The 16,385-nt window shown below is 69.7% G+C and carries 14 protein-coding genes; 6 read left to right on the top strand and 8 right to left on the bottom strand.

The annotated features are described in order from the left end of the window. Nucleotides 1-86: 86 nt before the first annotated feature. From FG99_RS24575 to FG99_RS24560, 4 genes are read right to left on the bottom strand one after another with little or no spacing between them, the layout of a single operon-like run. Nucleotides 87-1,469, bottom strand: a complete 1,383-nt coding sequence (locus tag FG99_RS24575; protein ID WP_043272745.1) for a tripartite tricarboxylate transporter permease — start codon at nucleotides 1,467-1,469, stop codon at nucleotides 87-89. Then, nucleotides 1,469-1,960 carry a hypothetical protein gene (locus FG99_RS24570; protein WP_051879219.1) on the bottom strand — a complete coding sequence of 164 codons (492 nt, stop codon included), beginning with the start codon at nucleotides 1,958-1,960 and terminating at the stop codon, nucleotides 1,469-1,471. Before FG99_RS24570 ends, FG99_RS24575 begins: the two co-directional genes overlap by 1 nt. 33 nt (nucleotides 1,961-1,993) lie before the next feature. Further along, nucleotides 1,994-2,914, bottom strand: coding sequence for a hydroxymethylglutaryl-CoA lyase (locus FG99_RS24565; RefSeq protein WP_043272744.1), 921 nt, complete (start codon nucleotides 2,912-2,914; stop codon nucleotides 1,994-1,996). Then, nucleotides 2,911-4,191 (bottom strand): hydroxymethylglutaryl-CoA reductase, degradative, encoded by a 1,281-nt coding sequence (locus tag FG99_RS24560; protein ID WP_043272955.1) that lies wholly within the window; start codon nucleotides 4,189-4,191, stop codon nucleotides 2,911-2,913. The genes FG99_RS24565 and FG99_RS24560 overlap by 4 nt, the downstream gene beginning before the upstream one ends. A gap of 150 nt (nucleotides 4,192-4,341) precedes the next feature. On the opposite strand from FG99_RS24560, the gene FG99_RS24555 reads away from it, so the two are divergent. Further along, complete coding sequence (locus FG99_RS24555) at nucleotides 4,342-5,730, top strand: aminotransferase-like domain-containing protein (protein ID WP_043272743.1); 1,389 nt, start codon at nucleotides 4,342-4,344, stop codon at nucleotides 5,728-5,730. Here the strand turns inward: FG99_RS24555 and FG99_RS24550 are convergent. Further along, entirely contained in the window at nucleotides 5,706-6,251 is a 546-nt protein-coding gene (locus FG99_RS24550; protein WP_043272742.1) for a GNAT family N-acetyltransferase, read from the bottom strand. The genes FG99_RS24555 and FG99_RS24550 overlap by 25 nt on opposite strands. Before the next feature lie 185 nt (nucleotides 6,252-6,436). Between FG99_RS24550 and FG99_RS24545 the strand changes: the two genes are divergently transcribed. Then, on the top strand, nucleotides 6,437-6,814 hold the full coding sequence (locus FG99_RS24545) for a hypothetical protein (protein ID WP_043272741.1): 378 nt from the start codon (nucleotides 6,437-6,439) through the stop codon (nucleotides 6,812-6,814). 393 nt (nucleotides 6,815-7,207) lie between these two features. On the opposite strand, the gene FG99_RS24540 is transcribed toward FG99_RS24545, so the two are convergent. From FG99_RS24540 to FG99_RS24530, 3 genes are all read right to left on the bottom strand, one after another. Further along, nucleotides 7,208-9,568 (bottom strand): TonB-dependent siderophore receptor, encoded by a 2,361-nt coding sequence (locus FG99_RS24540; RefSeq protein ID WP_371263886.1) that lies wholly within the window; start codon nucleotides 9,566-9,568, stop codon nucleotides 7,208-7,210. A gap of 164 nt (nucleotides 9,569-9,732) precedes the next feature. Continuing rightward, a complete protein-coding gene (locus FG99_RS24535) occupies nucleotides 9,733-10,695 on the bottom strand; it encodes a FecR family protein (RefSeq protein ID WP_043272740.1) in 963 nt (320 codons plus the stop codon). Between the two features lie 52 nt (nucleotides 10,696-10,747). After that, nucleotides 10,748-11,245, bottom strand: coding sequence for a sigma-70 family RNA polymerase sigma factor (locus tag FG99_RS24530; RefSeq protein ID WP_043272738.1), 498 nt, complete (start codon nucleotides 11,243-11,245; stop codon nucleotides 10,748-10,750). 169 nt (nucleotides 11,246-11,414) lie between these two features. On the opposite strand from FG99_RS24530, the gene FG99_RS24525 reads away from it, so the two are divergent. The 4 genes from FG99_RS24525 to aceE all read left to right on the top strand — a co-directional run bounded on the left by FG99_RS24525 (nucleotide 11,415) and on the right by aceE (nucleotide 16,383). After that, a complete protein-coding gene (locus tag FG99_RS24525; protein WP_043272736.1) occupies nucleotides 11,415-11,924 on the top strand; it encodes a DUF4142 domain-containing protein in 510 nt (169 codons plus the stop codon). Between the two features lie 148 nt (nucleotides 11,925-12,072). Continuing rightward, on the top strand, nucleotides 12,073-12,387 hold the full coding sequence (locus FG99_RS24520) for a hypothetical protein (RefSeq protein ID WP_043272735.1): 315 nt from the start codon (nucleotides 12,073-12,075) through the stop codon (nucleotides 12,385-12,387). Between the two features lie 154 nt (nucleotides 12,388-12,541). Next, nucleotides 12,542-13,516, top strand: coding sequence for a DNA-binding protein (locus FG99_RS24515; RefSeq protein ID WP_043272734.1), 975 nt, complete (start codon nucleotides 12,542-12,544; stop codon nucleotides 13,514-13,516). Between the two features lie 218 nt (nucleotides 13,517-13,734). Further along, the gene (aceE, locus tag FG99_RS24510) at nucleotides 13,735-16,383 is read left to right on the top strand and encodes a pyruvate dehydrogenase (acetyl-transferring), homodimeric type (protein WP_043272733.1); all 2,649 of its coding nucleotides are present in this window, start codon (nucleotides 13,735-13,737) and stop codon (nucleotides 16,381-16,383) included. The last annotated feature ends 2 nt before the right edge of the window (nucleotides 16,384-16,385 follow it).

Below are 16,385 nucleotides of genomic sequence, written 5' to 3'. Positions count from 1 at the left end.
CCTTTTCTCGGGACGAAGGCCGCCGCCCGCTGCGAAGCAGCGGCGGGAAGCGGCCGGGGATGGAGGCGCGGCGGCCTCCGGGTGGCTCAGCCGGCCAGCGCGAGCAGCGCCGGCACGCTGAGGACGGCGCTGTAGAAGCCCATGAACTGCACGCCGATGTTGAAGCCCAGGAAGCGTCCGAGCAGGCCGCCGACCAGGCCCACGCTGAGGATCACCAGCAGGCCCAGCAGCCCGCCCTCCCACAGGCCGACCACCAGGACCAGGCCGACGAAGGTGGCGATCACCGCCTCGTGGCTGACGCGCCGCGCGACGAACGCGGCGGCGCGGTGGGCGAAGTTCATCGCGAAGGGATAGGCGACGAGCGCCGCCACCAGCACCGCCAGCAGGCCGACCACGAGGAATTCCCAGGGGCCCATCAGGCTGTGCAGGTTGTGCACCTGGCCGCTGGCGGCGTCCACGTGGAAGCGCGGCGGCGCGTTGAACAGCGGCGCCGCCGGGCCCGCAGCCACCGGGCTGAGCGGCAGGCCGAAGGCGATCAGCGGGATCATCGCCTCGGCGATGTAGGTAGATTCGGTCACCCCGTTGCGCACGGCCAGCACCGAGGTCAGGCGGTGGTAGGCGTGGCGGATGCGCGAACCGACGACCTCGCCGAGGATCACCGTCATGGCCACCGGGCTGAACACGAAGGTGGCGCTGGACAGCGCGGCGGCGCCGAGGGTCCAGCCGGTCTGGCGGCGGTCGAGCACCTTGAGCGGGTTGGGGAAGTAGCCGTCCCAGCCCTTCACGTCCGGCGCCAGGGCGAAGGTGCGCGGTTCGCTGCGGCGCATGCGCTGGCGCTCGGCGGGCGCCAGCAGGGCGAACAGCGAGACGATCAGCGGCCCCACGGCGATACCGAGGAAGTAGCTGACCGTAAGCTTCACCCCGTGTTGGGCGGTCAGCGCCTGCAGCGCCACGATCAGCAGCACGAAGGGCCCCAGGGCCAGCAGCGCGGCCCAGCGCCCGGCGGAGAACCAGGCGATGGCCAGGGCCGCGCAGAGGAACACCCAGGGCGCCGCCTGCTTGATGGCCGCGCCGAAGGGCGCCAGCAGCACCGCGAAGAGCACCGCCAGGGGCACCGCGAGGAACGCCGCCAGCACCGCGCCGGAGATCATCTTGCGCAGGGCGATGTGCGGCACGCCGAGGTTGCGCAGGAAGTTCGCTTCGCGCATCAGCGGCGTGGCCATGGTGTCGCCGGGGATGCCCAGCAGCGCCGTGGGCACCGCGTGGGTCATGTGCTTGGCCACCGCGCCGGCGAGGAAGAAGGCGAACACCCCGGCCGGCGCCACGCCCAGCAGCACCACCAGCAGCGTCAGCGGCGCCAGGGTGGTGGTTTCGTCGCTGCCGGAGACCAGGCCGATGGCGGCGAACAGCAGCGCACCGGTCACGGCCATCAGCAGGGCGATGGGCAACTGCTCGATGAAAAGCTCCATCAGGCCGCCCCTCCCGTTGCCGGCAGCCCGGCGGGCGCGGGCTTCTCCCGGGGCGTGCGCGCCTGGGCGAAGAGTTCGTACAGCTGGACTTCCTTCAGCTCCGCCAGTACCTCCGGCGGCAGGTCGTCCAGCTCGCCGAGGCCGCCGTATTCGGCCTCCAGCTCGCGCAGGGCGCGCTCGCGCCAGGCGGCGTCGGCCACGTGCTCGACCACCCGGCGCTTGGGCTTGAACAGCACGGCGCTGATCGCCCCGCCGGCCAGGCAGCCGAGGATGCCCACCAGCATGGCGTAGGCGCGGGCCATCTGCACGGATTCGACCAGGCCGAGGAACAGCCGCTCGGCGAGCAGGAAGGCGCCCAGGCTGACCAGCGCGCCTATGGCGATGGCGCCGGCCAGGTGGCGGCTGTCGACGGTGTCGCCCCAGACTTCGTAGAGGCGGGAATCGGGATGCGGGTTCGGCGCTGGCAGCGGCGCCCTGTCGCGGGTGTCCATGGTGAGTCTCCTGCCCTGCCGGGCTTCTTGTTGTCAGAGTGCGGGCGCGGTGCTGCGGCGCTCGGCGGCCACCAGGGCGCGGCCGGCGCGCGAGGCGTTGGGCCGGCCCAGGCGGCGGCTGATGAGGGTGCCCAGGCGGGCCACGGCCGGCAGGTCGATACCGGTGGCGTAACCCATGCCGTGCAGCAGGTGCAGCACGTCCTCGGTGGCGACGTTGCCGCCGGCGCCCGGCGAATAGGGGCAGCCGCCGAGGCCGGCAAGCGAGCTGTCGAAGGTACGCACCCCGGCCTGCAGCGCCGCGAGCAGGTTGGCCAGGGCCATGCCGAAGGTGTCGTGGAAGTGCCCGGCGAGCGCCGTCAGCGGCAGGCGCTGGGCGCAATGCTCCAGCAGCCGCGCGGTGGCATCCGGGGTGCCCTTGCCGAGGGTGTCGCCCAGGCTGATCTCGTAGCAGCCCAGGGCATGCAGGCGCTCGGCCACCTCGCCGGCCTGCTGCGGCGCCACCGGGCCGCTGTAGGGGCAGTCGAGCACGCAGGACACGTAGCCGCGCACCCGCACGCCCCGCTCGCGAGCCAGGGCCAGCACCGGCTCGAAGCGGAGCAGGCTGTCGTCGATGGAGCAGTTGATGTTGCGCTGGGAGAAGGCCTCGGAGGCGGCGGCGAACACCGCCACCTCCTCGCAGCCGGCCGCCAGCGCCGCCTCCAGGCCCACCAGGTTGGGCACCAGGGCGCTGAAGCGCACCCCGGGCCGGCGCCCGAGGCGCCGCAGCACCTCGTCGCTGCCGGCCATCTGCGGCACCCAGCGCGGCGAGACGAAGGCGCCGGCCTCGATGTGCCGCAGCCCGGCGTCCGCCAGTTGCCGGACCAGATCGATGCGCGCCTCCACCGGCAGCACCTGTGGCTCGTTCTGCAGGCCGTCGCGCGGGCCGACCTCGACGATCCTGACGAAGCCGCTCATGCGCCGCGCCTTTCGCGCAGCAGCTCCACGGCGCGGTCGGCGCGCACGTCGCCGGCTTCCACCAGGCGCCGGGCCAGCCAGTCCACTTCCTCGCCGCGGGCGCCGGCCACCAGGGCGATGTTGCGCGCGTGCAGGGCCATGTGGCCGCGCTGGATGCCTTCGCAGGCCAGGGCGCGCAGGGCCCCGAGGTTCTGCGCCAGGCCCACGGCCACGGCGATTTCGGCCAGTTCCTGGGCGCTGCGCACGGCGAGGATGCGCAGCGACAATTGCGCCAGCGGATGGGTGCGGGTGGCGCCGCCGACCAGGCCCACCGGCATGGGCATCTCGATGCTGCCCACCAGGTGTCCTTCGGCGTCCTTCTCCCAGGTGCTCAGCGAGCCGTAGTGGCCGCTGCGGCAGGCGTAGGCGTGGGCGCCCGCCTCCACGGCGCGCCAGTCGTTGCCGGTGGCGACGATCAGGGGGTCGATACCGTTCATGATGCCCTTGTTGTGTGTGGCCGCGCGGTAGGGGTCGACGGCGGCGAAGCAGTAGGCGTCGAGGATGCCCTCGATCACCGCTTCGCCGCTGTAGTCCGGCGACTGCAACTGCTGTGGGGCGATACGGACCTGGGCCCGGGCCAGGCGCAGGTCGGCGAGGTTGGAGAGGATGCGCAGGCGCGCCTGGCCGCCGCTGATGCGCTCCATCAGCGGGGCCACGGCCTCGGCCATGGTGTTCACCGTGTTGGCGCCCATGGCGTCGCGCACGTCGACGATCAGGTGCGCCACCAGCATCGGCCCGCGCGGGCTGTCGGCGAAGCAGTGCACTTCCAGGTCACGGCAGCCGCCGCCCAGGCTGTTGAGCAGCTGGTCCTTGCGGTTGGCCAGCTCGACGATCTCGTCCTTGTGCCGCAGCAGCGCCAGGCGCGCGTTGAACGGGTCGCCCAGGCCCACCAGTTGGACCTGGGCGCGCATCAGCGGCGCGCTGCTGGAGGTCTGGAAGCCGCCGCCGGCGCGGGCCAGCTTGGCCATGTAGGAGGCGGCGGCGACGATCGACGGCTCCTCCACCACCATTGGCACCAGCAGCTCGCGGCCGTTGACCACGAAGTTGCTGGCCACCGCGTAGGGCAGCTCGAAGGTGCCGAGCACGTTCTCGATCATGCCGTCGGCCACCTCCAGCGGCAGTGCGCCGGGTGTGGCCAGGTGCTGCAGTTCGGGCAGCTGCAGCAGGGCCTCGAGGTGGTCGAGGCGCTGGCGTGGAGACAGGTTGCGGAATGCGGGAAGGCGGGAATCGATGAGCATCGGGGCGTCCATTGTCATTCTTGTGTGGAGTGGGATGCGGGTGGCGCCGGGCCGCCCGAGGCCCCAAGGTGCTATGACTGGTCCCGCCGATGAAGGTACAGTTCGCCCCAACAGTACCCACACTGTACCCATGACACCCCGGAGACCGCCGTGCCCCGCCAGACCCTCGCCGAACAGGTCGCCCAGTCCCTCGCCCGGCAGATCCGCGAAGGCGCGCTGCAGCGCGGCGACCGCCTGCCCTCGCTGCGCGAATACATGCGCCTGCACGGCCATTCGAAGAACACCGTGATCACCGCCTACGAGCTGCTGGCCGCCCAGGGCCTGGTGGAGGCGCGCCACGGCAAGGGGTTCTTCGTCCGCGCCAGCGCCCCGCGCAGCAGCGAGGCCGAGGAGCCGCTGCCCTACACCCGCGCCCTGGACACCATCTGGATGATGCGCCAACAGTTCGTCCACGAGCCGGCCCGGGCGCCGCTGGGCGAAGGCTTCCCGCCGGTGGCCTGGCTGCAGGACATGCGCCTGGACCGCTTCACCCGCCAGGTGCTGCGCACCGACGCCAATTCGCTGTTCCGCTACGGCAACCGCCTGGGCAACCCGGCCCTGCGCCAGAGCCTGGTGCGCCGCCTGGCCGGCTACGCCATCGACGGCAACCCACGGCAGATCCTCACCACCCACGGCGCCAACCATGCGCTGGACCTGATCGTCCGGCGCTTCGTCGCCCCCGGCGACGCGGTGCTGGTGGAAAACCCCGGCTACTACCCGCTGTTCGGCAAGCTGCAACTGCAGGGCGCGCGCATGCTCAGCGTGCCGCGCCTGGCCGACGGGCCGGACCTGCAGGCGCTGGAGCAACTGCTGCGCCACGAGCGGCCGAAACTGTTCTTCCTGCAATCGGTGGGGCACAACCCCACCGGCTCGGACATCTCGCCGGTGAAGGCGCACCAGTTGCTGAAACTGGCCGACGAGCACGACCTGCTGCTGGTGGAGGACGACGCCATGGCCGACTTCAAGCCCAGCTCGGCGATCAAGGTCGCCACCCTCGACCAGCTACGCCGCACGCTCTACGTCGGCAGCTTCTCCAAGTCGATCTCGGCCTCGCTGCGGGTCGGCTTCATCGCCGGCAGCCGCGAGCGCATCGAGGAGCTGGCGGACCTGAAGATGCTGCTGCACACCAGTTGCTCGGAGCTGTGCGAGCGCACGGTGGACGTGGCGCTGGGCGAAGGCTACTTCCTGCGCCACCTCACCCGCCTGCAGGCCCAGGTCGCCGCCGCCACCCATGCCGGGCTCGCAGTGCTGGACGCGCTGGGCGCCGAAGTGCTGTGCCGCCCGCAGCAGAGCCTGTACCTGTGGGCGCGCTTCCCGCACATCGACGACGCCGAGACCTTCACCCGCGATGCGCTGCCCCAAGGCCTGGCCCTGGCGCCGGGGGCGATCTTCAGCACCGACCGCGGCCAGGCCAACCCCTGGATGCGCCTGAACGTGGCCTACCTGCAGGACCCGCTGTTCGCCGCCTGCGTGCGTCAGGCCCGTGGCTCACGACGGTAGATGAGGGTGTCCTGGGTGCCGTGCCAGGCATCGTTGCGCACCCCGCGCAGGGTGCGCACCAGGCGGAAGCCGGCGGCCTCGGCCAGGCGCTGGCTGCGCGGGTTGGCCGAGGACGTGGTGAGGTACAGCCGGGCCCGCGGCAACTGCCCGCAGACTTCGCGCAGCGCCGCGCTCAGGTAGCCCCGGCCGGCGAAGCGCGAACTGGCCCAGTAGCCGATCACGTAGCTCTCTCCCCTGCCCCGCGGCTGCAGGCCGATGCAGCCGATCACCTCGGCGCGGTCGGCGGACAGCAGGAACAGGCGCTTCTCCGCCAATGGCGCGGCGTAGTTGGCGATGGCGCCCTTGAGCGAACGCAGCACCTGCTCGGCGCTCACCTGCGGGGTCACCCAGTCGAGGAAGGGCGCGTGCTCCGCGTAGCTGTCCTGCAGCGCCCGGCGCAAGGGCTCGCAGAGCGCCAGGCTGGGGCGCACCAGCACGGCGTCGCGGGTCGTCAGGCGGTACTCCACGGGTGGCGTCGGCATGGCGGGGGTTCTTCGGGCGATGACGGTTCGCCAGCCTAGCGCAGCCTGGCGCTGTCGGCACCTGCGCTGACGGCAGCCCTGGCACCTGCTTTACTACGAGCAGGGCCGGCCCGCCGCTCCAGGGGGCTGCGGAACCATTGAAATATCCATGCGAGGAGACCGCGCGCAGTGACGGAGGCCAAGCCATGATCGACCTGGAACTGACCCGGCGCCTGCTCGACGGCGCCCTTCGCGCCGACGGCGGGCCCTTCCCGGTGGAGGCCATCGCCCGCCACTACCACGCCGAACTGCACCGCCGCCTGGGCGCGGAAACGCCGGATGCCGACGTGGTCATCGCCAACGCCCTGATCCTCACCGATCTGTTGCGCCGCCTGGGGTTGCTGGAGGGCATCTACCACGGCAACGAGGTCGGCACTCCCAGCGACGGCGAACGCCTGACCGAGGATGGTGAGCGTTTCCTGGCGCTGCTGGATGATCCGCGGTTCGTCGAATACCTGGGCAGGCAGCCCTTGCGTGGTGACCGCGAAACGGTGCTGGAGGCGATTCGCCGGTTCAGCGCGTAGGAGCGGGCCCTGCCCGCGAAATCGCGCGCAGGGCGCGCACCTACGAGAAGCCGTGCCAGCCGAAACCCCGGCGTAGGATGGGTTGAGCGGAGCGATACCCATCGCCATGACAGCATGGGTTTCGCAAACTCAACCCATCCTACGGAACGCGAGCGCGGTGCAGACCTTTCCGGCTGACTCAGGACTTCCCGTTCACACCGGACGGTCCCCTCTCCCGCTTGCGGGGGAGGGTTAGGGAGGGGGAAACACGGCGTCCGGAGAAACACCATGCCTCGGATCAAACTCCGTTCCCTCTCCCCAGCCCTCTCCCTGAAGGGAGAGGGGGCTGTCCGGAGTGGCCGGGAGGTTGGGCGTCATCCTGGCACCCCGACGCCCATCCCAGATCAGGCTCTGTCAGAACCCCACACTGGCCTGCACGAAGAACGTCCGCGGCTGACCAACATAGATGCCGGCGTTGTTGTCGCTGGAGCGGGTGAAGCTCTCCTTGTCGAAGAGGTTCTTCACCCCCGCGCCGAGCTTGAGGTTGGACAGTTGCGGGCCGAAGTCGTAGCCCACACGGGCGTTCCACAGGGCGTAGCCGGGGATGTCGCCATACTGGCCGTCGGCGGTCGGCTCGGTGATGTAGTCGTGGGTGAAGCTGCCGTCGGCGTTGGTGCTCGGGCCGGGGGCGCGTTGGGCGGACTGGGCGAAGGCGTCGACGTTGTAGGTCCAGCGGTCGCGCACGTAGCGCAGGCCCAGGGTCGCCACCTGGCGCGAGTAGAACGGCAGGTCGCGGCCCTTGAAGCCGGGGATCTCGCCTTCGTAGGTGGCGCGGGTGTAGGTCAGGGTGCCGTAGGCGGTCAGGCCTTCCAGGCGCGGGTCCAGCGCGGCCAGGTCGTAGTGCGCGGAGGTCTCGATGCCCTGGTGCCTGGTGGCGCCCAGGTTGGTCCAGCCCACGTCGTTACTGATGTACTGCAGCTCGTCGTCGAAGTCGATGTAGAACAGCGTCACCTCGCCGCCGAAGGCGCCGTCGTCGTAGCGCGTGCCGATCTCGTAGGTGCGCGCCTTCTCCGGCTCCAGGCCGTCGGCGGTCTGGTCGCCGCGGCCGCCCTGGCCGAGCTGGAAGTACTGCAGGCTGCCGAAGGAGGTCTCGTAGTTGGCGAACAGCTTCCAGGCGTCGGAGACGTGGTACATCACGCTCAGCGCCGGCAGCGGCTCGTTGTAGTCCTTGCTGCGGCTCTTGGCCTGCACCGGCTTGCCCTTGTTGTCCAGCACCGGGCGGTCCTGCCAGTCGGTGGAGATGCGCTCGAAGCGGATGCCGGGGGTGACCGTCCAGTTGCCGACGTCGATCTTGTCGTCGATGTACAGCGAGTTGGCCTCGGTGCCGCCGGTGCGGTCCTGGTAGATGTGGCCGTCGGCGCCGGGTTGCGGCGTCGGCACGTTGTTCACCAGGGCCACCTGGGAGGCGCGCTCTTCCATGTCTTCCTTCAGGTAGCGGTAGCCGATGCTCGCCTCCTGGGTGGTCGGGCCGACGAAGAAGATTCGCGAAACGCGCGGCTCGAAGCCGAAGGTGTGGTAGTTGCGCGGGTAGGACGCCAGGGTCTTGAGGTCGCGGTTGGCGATGTCGCTGCCGCGGAAGCTGTCGCTGTAGTAGGTCAGCACTTCCAGCTGGGTCAGCTCGTCGATCTTGCGCGTCCACTTGAACGAGCCGTCGCTGCGGCGGCCGCGGAAGTTGTCGTAGTCGCGCACCGACTGGTAGGGGTCGTGGTCGTACTGCGCCTGGGTCAGGCCGCCGGGCATGTCGGCGGTGCCATCGTAGTAGTGCAGGTTCAGGGCGAAATCGTCGGTGTCGGTGGGCGCCCAATGGGTCTTCAGGGTGACGTCGTCGATGTCGTTGTGGTTGTTGCTGTCGCGGTAGCCGTCGCCCTTCACCCCGGAATACAGCAGGGCCATGCCGATGCCGTTGTCCGCGGTGCCGCCGATGAAGGCGTTGTGCATCTGCTTCCAGCCGCCGTGGCTGGCGTGCTCGACGGTGGTGCCCACTTCGCCGGAGAACTTCTCGGGGATGGCGCGGGTGACGAAGTTGATCACCCCGCCGACGTTCTGCGGGCCGTAGCGCACGGAGCCGGCGCCACGCACCACGTCGATGCTGTCGTAGCTGCCGGCCACGCCGGGGAACATCGACAGCTGTGGCTGGCCGTAGGGCGCCACGGCGGCCGGCACGCCGTCGATGAGGATGGTCGAGCGCGGCGACAGGCGCGAGGTCAGGCCGCGCACGCCGACGTTGAGGGAAACGTCGCTGCCGCCGGTGCCGTTGTTGTCCTGCACCTGCACGCCGGGAATGCCGCGCAAGGCTTCACGCACGCTGACCACGCCCTTCTCCTGCATGGCCTCGCGACGCACCACGGTGCGCGCGCCGGGGTGGTTCTGCACGTCGCGCTCCTGGGCATCGGCCAGCCAGTCGCCGACCACCTTCACCTCGGAGGATTCCATCTGCAGCGGTTCGTCGGCGCCGGCCGCGCGCTTGCGCAGGACGATGCCGTTGCCGACCACTTCGTAGTCCAGGCCGCTGCCCTGCAGCAGGCGTTCCAGGGCCTGTTCCGGGGTCAGCTCGCCGCTGACCGCAGGGGCCTGCTTGCCTTCCACCAGGTCGGGGGTGAAGAACAGTTGCAGCGAAGTCTGCTGGCCCAGTTGCTTGAGCGCGTCGTTCAGCGGCATCGGGCGGATGTCCACCTGGGCGGCCTGGGCCTGGCCGATGGCGGCGGCGATGGCCAGGCTCAGGGCCAGCGGCAGCAGGTGGCGGGCGGTGCGGTTGGAGCGGCGGAGCGAAGGGTTGGTCACGATGTTCCTGTTCCTTGAGGTCCCAATGGCGGCGCGCAGGAAACGGGCCTTGCGAGCCTTTGCCGGGGAAGACGAAACAGGGTGATGAAAACCTGAATCTAACGGAGAATTATTTCGCTTGAGCCGTCGGCCAAGGTCCGCACCTTGACCGGCAGCAGGTGCGGCAGCGCCATCAGCAGGGCGTCGGTGTCGTCCACGCGGAACACGCTGGTCAGGCGCATCTTCGCCACTTCCGGGCTACCGACGCGCAGCGGCTGGGCGCGGTAGCGGGAAACCTCGCGGGCCACTTCGGCCAGGCTCGCGCCGTTGAACACCAGGCGCCCGTCGCGCCAGGCGGTCTGCGCGGCGACGTCGGTGGCGGCGGCCGGCGCCACCCGCCCCTGGGCGTCGATGTGCGTGCCCAGGCCCGCAGTCAGCAATTGCTCGGCGCTGGCCGCTTCACGTCCGGCGACCCGTACCTTGCCCTCCTCCACAGCCACCCGCACCTCGTCGGCGTCGCGGCGCACGTCGAAGCGCGTGCCGGTGACGGTCACCGCGCCCAGGCCGGCGTCGACCACGAAGGGCCTGTCGGCGGCATGGGCGACGCTGAACATGGCCTCGCCGCGCTCCAGGGTCACGTCGCGGCGCTGGTCTCGGAAGCGTACCTGCAGGCGGGTATTGCCGTTGAGCTCCAACTGGCTGCCGTCGGGCAACTCCACCTGGCGGCGCTCGCCCAGGACGGTGTGGAACTCGGCGCTGTAGTCGCGGCCCCAGCCGCTGAACAGCGCGATGCCGGCGGCCAGCCCGGCCACGCAGGCCGCCGCGGCGAACGCCGGCCAGCGCCGTCGGGTCTTTTGCGGACGCAAGGCGACCGGCTCGTCGGCGGCCAGCTCGCGCAGGCGCTGCGCCGGGATCAGGTCGGCGGCGCCCCACAGGCGCTGCAGCTGCTCGAATTCGTGGCGGTGTTCCGGCGTCGCCAGCCAGGCGTCGAAGGCGGCCTGCTCGGCGGCGTCCAGGGCGCCGTCCTGCACCCGCGCGAACCAGCGGGCGGCGGCGTCGCGCGGTTGTTCGGTCAACGCCATGGGGCGCTCCCCGGCGAGGTGCTTGGGCTCGGTTTCACTGGCTGGTCCTTCATCACGGTGTGTCGCCCAGGCGGTCCCTGAGGTGGCGCAGGGTGCGGATCATATATTTTTCCACCATGTTCTTGCTCAACCCCAGGCGCTCGGCGATTTCCGCCTGGGACAGCCCCTCCAGCTTCTGCCAGACGAATACCTTGCGGCAATTGGCCGGCAGTTCGGCCAGGGCGCGTTCGATGGAACTGGCCAGCTGTACCGCGTGCATGGTGGTCTCCGGGTCGCCGTCGGGCGCTTCGTGCTCGTCCAGGTGCTCCATGCCCACCGGCGGGTGCGCCTGCTCGCGGCGGAAGGCGTCGATGGCCAGGTTGCGCGCCGTGCGGTGCAGGTAGGCGCGCGGCTGCGCCACCGTGGCCTGCGGGGTTTCCAGCAGGCGCAGGTAGGTGTCGTGGGCCAGGTCCTCCGCCTCGTGCCGATTGCGCAGGCGGCGGGTCCAGGCTCCGATGAGCTCCTCGTAGTGTTCGAAGAGGCCAGGCTTGCGCGGGGGTTTGGCGGGCATGGGAGGAATAAACGCGAAGAATCAGCAAATGGTAATGCTTCCTGTTTTCCACGTGCAATCTCCGCCCGGCAACTTCCCGCGGCATTTCCCCGGCAAGCCTCCGGAACCCCGGGGCGCCTGCGCCCGTCAACCCATGTAGACGCAACGCAACGAGTAAGGAGCATCGAACATGAAAGGCACTGGCATCCTCCGCGGCGCCCTGTTCTGGGGCGCCCTGCTGGTATCCGCACCACTGCTGGCGGCCGATACCGGGGTGCAGGATTTCGTCAGCCGCGCCTCGGCCACCAGCCTGGCCAATGTGGGCGCGGCCAAGCTGGCGCTGAGCAAGAGCCGCTCGGCGGACGTGAAGACCTTCGCCGTCCACCTCATCGACGACAACACCAAGGCCCAGGTCCAGCTCAAGACCCTGGCCGAAAGCCGCCAGCTGCAGTTGGCGGAAGGGCCCGACGAGGCCAGCCGCGCCAGGCTGAAGGACCTGGAGGCGCGCCAGGACGACTTCGACGCGGCCTTCGCCAGCAGCCAGGTCCGCGCCCAGGAAGAGGCGCTGCAGCTGTTCAGCGAAGCGGCGCAACAGACCGAGGACGAGGACCTGCGGCAATTCGCCCAGAACAACCTGGCGGTGCTGCGCCTGCACCTGCAGATGGCCCGCCAGCTGGCCGAGGCCCACGGTTCCGGCTGAGCGCCGCGGCCATCCGAATCCCCGAACCCTCGTCGGGCGCCGGCCTCTGCCGAAGGAAACCGGCTAAACCTACTGGGGACGATCAACCGCGGACGGCGCCGGGCAACGCCCCGGGCCAGGCCGCCCGAAGACACCACAGGAGAACCCCATGACCCCGCATCGATGGTTTCCCTCCCGTCGCCACGACAGCGTGGCCGAACTGCAGAACCTGGTCGACGAACTCACGGCGCTGCTCGATGGCGGCCGCGAGCTGGCCGCCAAGGACATCCCCGCGTTCAAGGCGCGCCTGCGCCACCTGAGCGACGACTGCCAGGCCATCGGCGACCGCCTGGCCTACCAGGGCCGGCGCGCGCTGCGCCGCGGCGGCGACTATGCCAGCGAGCATCCCTGGCAGATCGCGCTCATCCTCGCCGCCACCTGCGGGGCACTGGCCGCCGTCTGCATGGTGAGCCGCCGGCGCTGAACCGGCGCCACGCCCACCTACGCTCCCCATCGACCGTCGAAGCCCACCCCCTGCGCGCCGCCCTCACGGGCGGCGCATTGGGCGCTTTCGCATCGCGCATTTTTAGTATGTAATTACATGCTACGTAATACGGTACGAAATGAGCGGAGCGGCCATGGCACGGGGCGGAATCAACAAGGCACTGGTACAGAAAGCACGCATGGCCATACTGGCCCGGGGGGAAAACCCGAGCATCGATGCCCTGCGCGTCGAGCTGGGCAACACCGGTTCCAAGACCACCATCCATCGCTACCTGAAGGAACTGGAAGCCGAGGCCGGCGGCACGGCCGGGCATCCCCTCTCCCTCAGCGAGGAACTGGGCAATCTGGTCACTCAGTTGGCCGAGCGCCTGCAGCAGGAAGCCCGCGACTCGGTGGCCGAGGACCGCTCCCGGCTGTCCCGCGAGCGCCTGGACTACCAGCAGCAGGTCCGCAGCGCCCAGGCGCGTATCGAGCAGCTACAGGCGCAGAACCAGGCATTGGAGGCGCAACTGCGGGAAACCCGCGAGCAGCTGGAACAGACGCGCCAGCAGAAGCACCAGGGCGAGCTGACCAGCGCGCGCCTGCGCCAGGCCGCCGGCGACCTGGAAACCCGCCTGCGCGAGCGTGACGCGCAGATCGCCTCGCTGGAGGAAAAGCACAACCACGCCCGCTTCGCCCTGGAGCAGCAGCGCCAGGCCACGAAGGAACAGCGGGAACAGGAGCAACGCCAGCACCAGGCCCAGTTGCAGCAGCTGACGGAAGAACTGCGCCAGTCGCAGCGGCACCTGGCCGCGCGCCAGGACGAGCTGACGCGGCTGAACCGCGACAACGAGCGCCTGCTCACCGAGGCCCGCCTGCTGCGCGACCAGCAGCAGGAACAGCAGCAACAACTGGCCCGCCACGCCCTGACGATGGAAGCCCTGCGCCAGGAGCGGGCCCAGGCCGAAGGCGCCCGCTCGGTGCTGGAGCAGCGCAACCTGGCCCAGGGCGAGGAAATGGCGCGCCTGGAACAGCACGGCCGCGAGCAGTCCCGGCAATTGCAGGCCCTGCAACAGCGCCTGCAGGAGCTGAGCCTGGCGCTGCGCGACGAAGCGCCGGGCGCGCCCTGAAGGGCCTTCTGCGACTTATTGCCGGTGGCGCCCCGCGTCTTGCCAGCTAGGCTATAGCGACCACCCGGGTTTCTTTCGCAGCGACCAGCAGCCTCCCGCAAGCCGGGACGTCGGCCCTGCCGGCGATTGGTCCAGCGGCTTTCCGGCCCCTTCGGCCGGGGGATTGCCCGGGGCGCTGAACAAGCGTGGACCTATCGCAACCGGCAAGGTATTCCGCAATGCACGATATCGATCCCGTTGAAACCCAGGAGTGGCTGGACGCCCTGGAGTCGGTGCTCGACCGCGAAGGCGAAGAGCGCGCCCACTACCTGATGACGCGCATGGGCGAGCTGGCCAGCCGCACCGGCACCCAGTTGCCCTACGCCATCACCACCCCGTACCGCAACACCATCCCGGTGACCCACGAGGCGCGCATGCCCGGCGACCTGTTCATGGAGCGGCGCATCCGCTCGCTGGTGCGCTGGAACGCCCTGGCCATGGTGATGCGCGCCAACCACAAGGACCCGTCCCTGGGTGGCCACATCTCCACCTTCGCCTCCTCGGCGACGCTCTACGACATCGGCTTCAACTACTTCTTCCGCGCCCCCACCGAGGAACACGGCGGCGACCTCATCTACTTCCAGGGCCACGCCTCCCCCGGCATCTACGCCCGCGCCTTCATCGAGGGGCGCCTGAGCGAGGAACAGCTGGAGAACTTCCGCCAGGAGGTGGACGGCCACGGCCTGTCGTCCTACCCGCACCCCTGGCTGATGCCGGACTTCTGGCAATTCCCCACGGTGTCCATGGGCCTGGGGCCGATCCAGGCGATCTACCAGGCGCGCTTCATGAAGTACCTGGAAAGCCGCGGCTTCATCCCCCCGGGCCAGCAGCGCGTGTGGTGCTTCCTCGGCGACGGCGAGACCGACGAGCCCGAGTCCCTCGGCGCCATCTCCCTGGCCGGGCGCGAGAAGCTGGACAACCTGATCTTCGTGGTCAACTGCAACCTGCAGCGCCTCGACGGCCCGGTGCGCGGCAACGGCAAGATCATCCAGGAACTGGAAGGCGTGTTCCGCGGCGCCAGTTGGAACGTCATCAAGGTCATCTGGGGCCGTCTCTGGGACCCGCTTTTCGCCAAGGACACCGCCGGCCTGCTGCAGGCGCGGATGGACGAGGCGGTGGATGGCGACTACCAGAACTACAAGGCCAAGGACGGCGCCTACGTGCGCGAGCACTTCTTCGGCACCCGCCCGGAGCTGCTGGAGATGGTCAAGGACCTCTCCGACGAGGAAATCTGGAACCTCAACCGCGGCGGCCACGACCCCTACAAGGTCTATGCGGCCTACCACGCGGCGGTGAACCACAAGGGCCAGCCGAGCGTGATCCTGGCCAAGACCATCAAGGGCTACGGCACCGGCACCGGCGAGGCGAAGAACATCGCCCACAACATCCACGAGATAGACGTGGCCAGCCTGCGCGCCTTCCGCGACCGCTTCAACATCCCGATCCGCGATGCGGACCTTGAGAAGGTACCCTTCTACAAACCCGAGCCCGGCAGCGCCGAGGCCAGGTACCTGGCCGAGCGCCGCGCCGAGCTGGGCGGCTCGGTGCCGCACCGCCCGGGCAACGCCTTCAGCGTGCCGGTGCCGCCGCTGGACACCCTCAAGGCCCTGCTCGACAGCACCGGCGACCGCGAAATCTCCACCACCATGGCCTTCGTGCGGATCATCTCGCAGCTGATCAAGGACAAGGAGATGGGCCCGCGCATCGTCCCCATCATCCCCGACGAAGCGCGCACCTTCGGCATGGAGGGCATGTTCCGCCAGCTCGGCATCTATTCCTCGGTAGGCCAGCTGTACGAGCCGGTCGACAGGGAACAGCTGATGTTCTATCGCGAGGACAAGAAGGGCCAGATCCTCGAAGAAGGCATCACCGAGGCCGGCGCCATGTCCTCGTTCATCGCCGCCGGCAATGCCTACAGCAACTACCGCCAGCCGATGCTGCCGTTCTACATCTTCTATTCGATGTTCGGCTTCCAGCGCATCGGCGACCTGGCCTGGGCCGCCGGCGACGCCATGGTCCGCGGCTTCCTGCTCGGCGGCACGGCCGGGCGCACCACCCTGAACGGCGAAGGCCTGCAGCACGAGGACGGCCAGAGCCACGTGCTCGCCGGGGTGATCCCGAACATCCGCACCTACGACCCGACCTACGCCTACGAGCTGGCGGTGATCATCCACGATGGCGCGCGGCGCATGCTGCAGGAGCAGGAAAACATCTTCTACTACATCACCGTGATGAACGAGAACTACCCGCACCCGGCGATGCCCGCCGGCGTCGAGGAAGGCATCATCAAGGGCATGTACCTGCTCGACGAAGACAAGAAGGACGCCGCCCACCACGTGCAGTTGCTGGGCTCGGGCACCATCCTGCGCGAAGTGGAGGCGGCGGCGAAGATCCTCCGCGAGGACTTCGGCATCGGCGCCGACGTCTGGTCGGTGCCCAGCTTCAACGAGCTGCGCCGCGACGGCCTGGCCACCGAACGCTGGAACCGCCTGCACCCGGAGCAGAAGCCCAGGTTGAGCTACGTCGAGCAATGCCTGGAAGGCCGCAAGGGCCCGGTCATCGCCTCCACCGACTACATGAAGCTGTACGCCGAGCAGATCCGCCAGTGGGTGCCGGGCAAGGAATACAAGGTGCTGGGCACCGACGGCTTCGGCCGCAGCGACAGCCGCCGCAAGCTGCGCGACTTCTTCGAGGTGGACCGCCGCTGGATCGTCCTGGCCGCGCTGGAATCCCTGGCCGACCGCGGCGACATCGAGCCCAAGGTGGTCGCCGAGACCATCGTCAAGCTCGGCCTCGACCCGAACAAGCGCAACCCCCTGGACTGCTGAGG

Origin of the sequence: Pseudomonas sp. AAC (assembly GCF_000725445.1) — a bacterium.
GTDB lineage: Bacteria > Pseudomonadota > Gammaproteobacteria > Pseudomonadales > Pseudomonadaceae > Pseudomonas > Pseudomonas citronellolis.
The sequence above is the reverse complement of the archived record's forward strand: the minus strand, read 5'-3'. Positions and strand labels throughout refer to the sequence as shown.